Here is a 3,232-nt window from a genome sequence, read left to right as displayed (position 1 = left end):
CAGCGTGGACTGCACGGTCGCGTCGTCGATGCGGATCCCGTCGTCCTTGGCTTTCTGCACCTGGATACGCTCGAGCACCATCTGGTTCAGCACCTGCGCGCGCAACTGGTCGGTCGGCGGCACGGGTAAAACGACTCGACAACCGCATGCCATGTGATGCAATCGACAACCAATGGACGGACGGCCTCCTTCACGCATGCACCGGGCCCCGATCCGCCAGGACGTCCTTCAGCCGGGGGCGTCCGTCGAATAATCACCGAGGAGACACGCCATGCCGTTGCTGCATACCATTCGCTCGCGGATCGGCCATGCGGAAGTCGTGCAGATCGTCGAAATGGACATCAGCCGGATTCTGGAAACCTTGCTGCCCGACGCCACGCCCGACCTGCTGAAAACCATTCCGTGGATGAAGCCGCCCTACGTCGACGACGATCACGGCATGCGCGCCGTCAGCCAGTGCTTCATCGTCAAGACCGGTGCGCGCCTGCTGGTGGTGGACACCTGCGTCGGGAACGACAAGGACACCGCCGGCTTCGATGCGTTCTCCGGTCTGCAGCTCGAATTCCTGGCGACGCTCGAGGAAGCGGGCATCGACCGTCATGCGGTCACCGACGTGCTGTGCACGCACCTGCATTTCGATCACGTCGGCTGGAACACCTACAAGCAGGACGGCCGGTGGCTGCCCACCTTCCCCCATGCGAAGTACCACTTCGGCAAGCAGGAGTTCGACGCCGCGCAACAGGGCAACCCGGACGACGCGATGTACCGCGCGCAGGACCTGTCGTTCCACGAATCCATCCAGCCCGTCGTCGATGCGGGCCTCGCGAACTTCATCGATCGCGACACCGACCTCGGCGACGGGATCTCGGTGTTCTCCGCGCCGGGACACACCATCGGCCACATCGCGATCGAGATCGACGCCGGCACCGAGACCTTCATCATCGCCGGCGACGCCATGCATCACCCGGTGCAGGTTGCCAGGCCGGACATGGCGCAGATCCTCGACCACGACCACGCGCAGTCGTCGGCCACGCGGCACGCGTTGCTGTCGCGCCTCGACGGCAGCAAGACGCTGTTCACCTGCACGCATTTCTGTTCACCGTCGTTCGGGCGGATTACCCGCGATCCGGAAGGCGACTACGTGTTCACCGGCGTGCCCAAATAACGCTCAGGTTCCGATTCCATGCTCAGTCTCGTTTCCCATCTCGACCGCTTGAACGTCCGCCCCGGGCGCCTTTTCATCGATGGACAATGGCTGGACTGGCCCGACGCGCGTTTCGACCAGCTCAACCCCTGCACGAACGAAGTCATGACCAGCTTCGCCGACGCCGGCGCGCAAGGCGTGGAGCTGGCCGTGGCCGCGGCGCGCAAGGCATTCGACGAAGGTCCGTGGCCGCGCATGCGCGCGCAGGACCGCAAGCGCCTGCTGCAGCCGATCGTCGAGCGCCTGTATGCGGCCGAGGAAGAAATCGCGCGGCTGCAAACGCTCGACAACGGCATTCCGTACGCGTTCAGCCGAAATTCGCGCGTCTCCGCCAAGTCGGCCGCCGACGTCTTCGATCACTTCCTCGGCTGGATCGACAAGATAAACGGCGACACGCTGCCGATCTTCTCCGGTGCGTCGAACATGCAGTACATGACCTTCCGCGACCCGGTCGGCGTGGTCGCGGCCGTGCTGCCGTACAACGGCCCCGTGCTGACGTTCGCGATGAAGGTGGCGCCGGCGCTGGCCTGCGGCTGCACCGTGATCGTCAAGTCGTCGGAGCTCACCAACCTCGCCGTGGCCCGACTCGCGCAGATCATCGCCGACAGCGACTTGCCGCCCGGCGTGTTCAACTTCGTGACCGGCGGCGTCGAAACGGGCAGCGCCCTCACCGCGCACGCCGGCGTCGACAAGGTGACCTTCACCGGCAGCCCGGTCGTCGGCGAAAAAATCATGATCGCGAGTGCGCCGACGATGAAGCGCCTGTCGCTGGAATTGGGCGGCAAGAGCGCGGCGCTCGTCTTTCCCGACACGCGCAGCGTGCAGACCACCGCGCACGCGCTGATGGGGCTGTGCTCCACGTTCCTGTCGGGACAGGTCTGCTCCACGCCGTCGCGCGCGGTCGTGCATCGCTCGATCATGGACGAGTTCCTGCACCACGCGCAGGAACAGTTGCAGAAGGTGCGGTTCGGCGATCCGTTCGACGCGGCCACCACGTCGGCGCCGATGATTTCCCGGCGCCACCAGGCACGCGTGCTCGACTACGTCGAAAGCGGCCGGCAGCAAGGCGCGACGCTGCTGGCCGGCGGCCGCGCGCCGGGTGGCGAATTCCGCAACGGCAACTGGGTCGAGCCGGCCCTCTTCGCCAACGTGAGCAACGACATGACGATCGCGCAGGAGGAAATCTTCGGCCCCGTGCTGTCGGTGATTCCGTTCGACACCGAGGAGGAAGCGATCCGCATCGCCAACGACAGCGCGTACGGGCTGGCGGGCTGCGTGTACACCACGGACGTGAGCCGCGCATTCCGCGTCGCACGTGCAGTCAAGAGCGGCGCGATCGGCGTCAACGGCTTTGCCAGCATTCCGAACGCGCCGTTCGGCGGCATCAAGCGATCGGGCACGGGACGTGAAGGCGGCTGGTCGACGATCGAAGCGTTTACCGAACTGAAAACCGTCAATTTCAATCTGGATGCCTGATCGATGACCGAGACCTTCGACTACGTGGTGGTCGGCGCGGGCAGCGGCGGCAGCGTGGTGGCCGCGCGCCTGGCCGAAGCGGGCCATACGGTGTGCGTGCTCGAAGCCGGCCCGCCCGATACCAACCCGTTCATCCACATCCCGGCCGGCTACATCAAGAACCTGTTCAACGACAAGCTCGTGTGGCGCTTTCGCAGCGGCCCGATCGCCGGCACCGACGGCCGCACGATCGAGCTGACGCAGGGCAAGGTCGTGGGCGGCTCGGGTTCGATCAACGGGATGGTCTACAACCGCGGCCAGCACGGCGATTTCGACGACTGGGCCGCGCTGGGCAATCCGGGCTGGAGTTACGACGACGTGCTGCCGTTCTTCAAGAAGGCGGAAACGCGGATCGGGCCCGGCGACGATCGCTATCGCGGCCGCAACGGGCCGCTGATCGTGACCGACCCGATCCTGCCCGCCCCGTTGTGCGACCTGTTCGTCGAGGCCGTCAAGAGCCTCGGCTACCCGTACGTCGCCGATTCCAATGCTCAGGCGCAGGACGGCGTCGGA

General features: G+C 65.8%; 3 protein-coding genes and 1 pseudogene. 3 read left to right on the top strand and 1 reads right to left on the bottom strand.

The features are described from left to right. Positions 1 to 126, bottom strand: a pseudogene (locus tag G3N93_RS36715) (hypothetical protein); the annotation flags it as partial. Positions 127 to 271: 145 nt separating this feature from the next. On the opposite strand from G3N93_RS36715, the gene G3N93_RS36710 reads away from it, so the two are divergent. The 3 genes from G3N93_RS36710 to G3N93_RS36700 form a co-directional block, all read left to right on the top strand. After that, a complete protein-coding gene (locus G3N93_RS36710; protein WP_206135212.1) occupies positions 272 to 1,165 on the top strand; it encodes an MBL fold metallo-hydrolase in 894 nt (297 codons plus the stop codon). An 18-nt stretch (positions 1,166 to 1,183) separates the two neighbouring features. Beyond that, entirely contained in the window at positions 1,184 to 2,680 is a 1,497-nt protein-coding gene (locus G3N93_RS36705; RefSeq protein WP_206135211.1) for an aldehyde dehydrogenase family protein, read from the top strand. A 3-nt stretch (positions 2,681 to 2,683) separates the two neighbouring features. Then, positions 2,684 to 3,232 (top strand): GMC family oxidoreductase (locus tag G3N93_RS36700; RefSeq protein ID WP_206135210.1); only part of this gene is annotated, 549 nt, incomplete at its 3' end.

The sequence above is a fragment of the Burkholderia sp. Se-20378 genome (assembly GCF_017104665.1).
GTDB classification, from domain to species: domain Bacteria; phylum Pseudomonadota; class Gammaproteobacteria; order Burkholderiales; family Burkholderiaceae; genus Burkholderia; species Burkholderia lata.
This window is presented reverse-complemented; position numbering and strand designations above follow the sequence as displayed.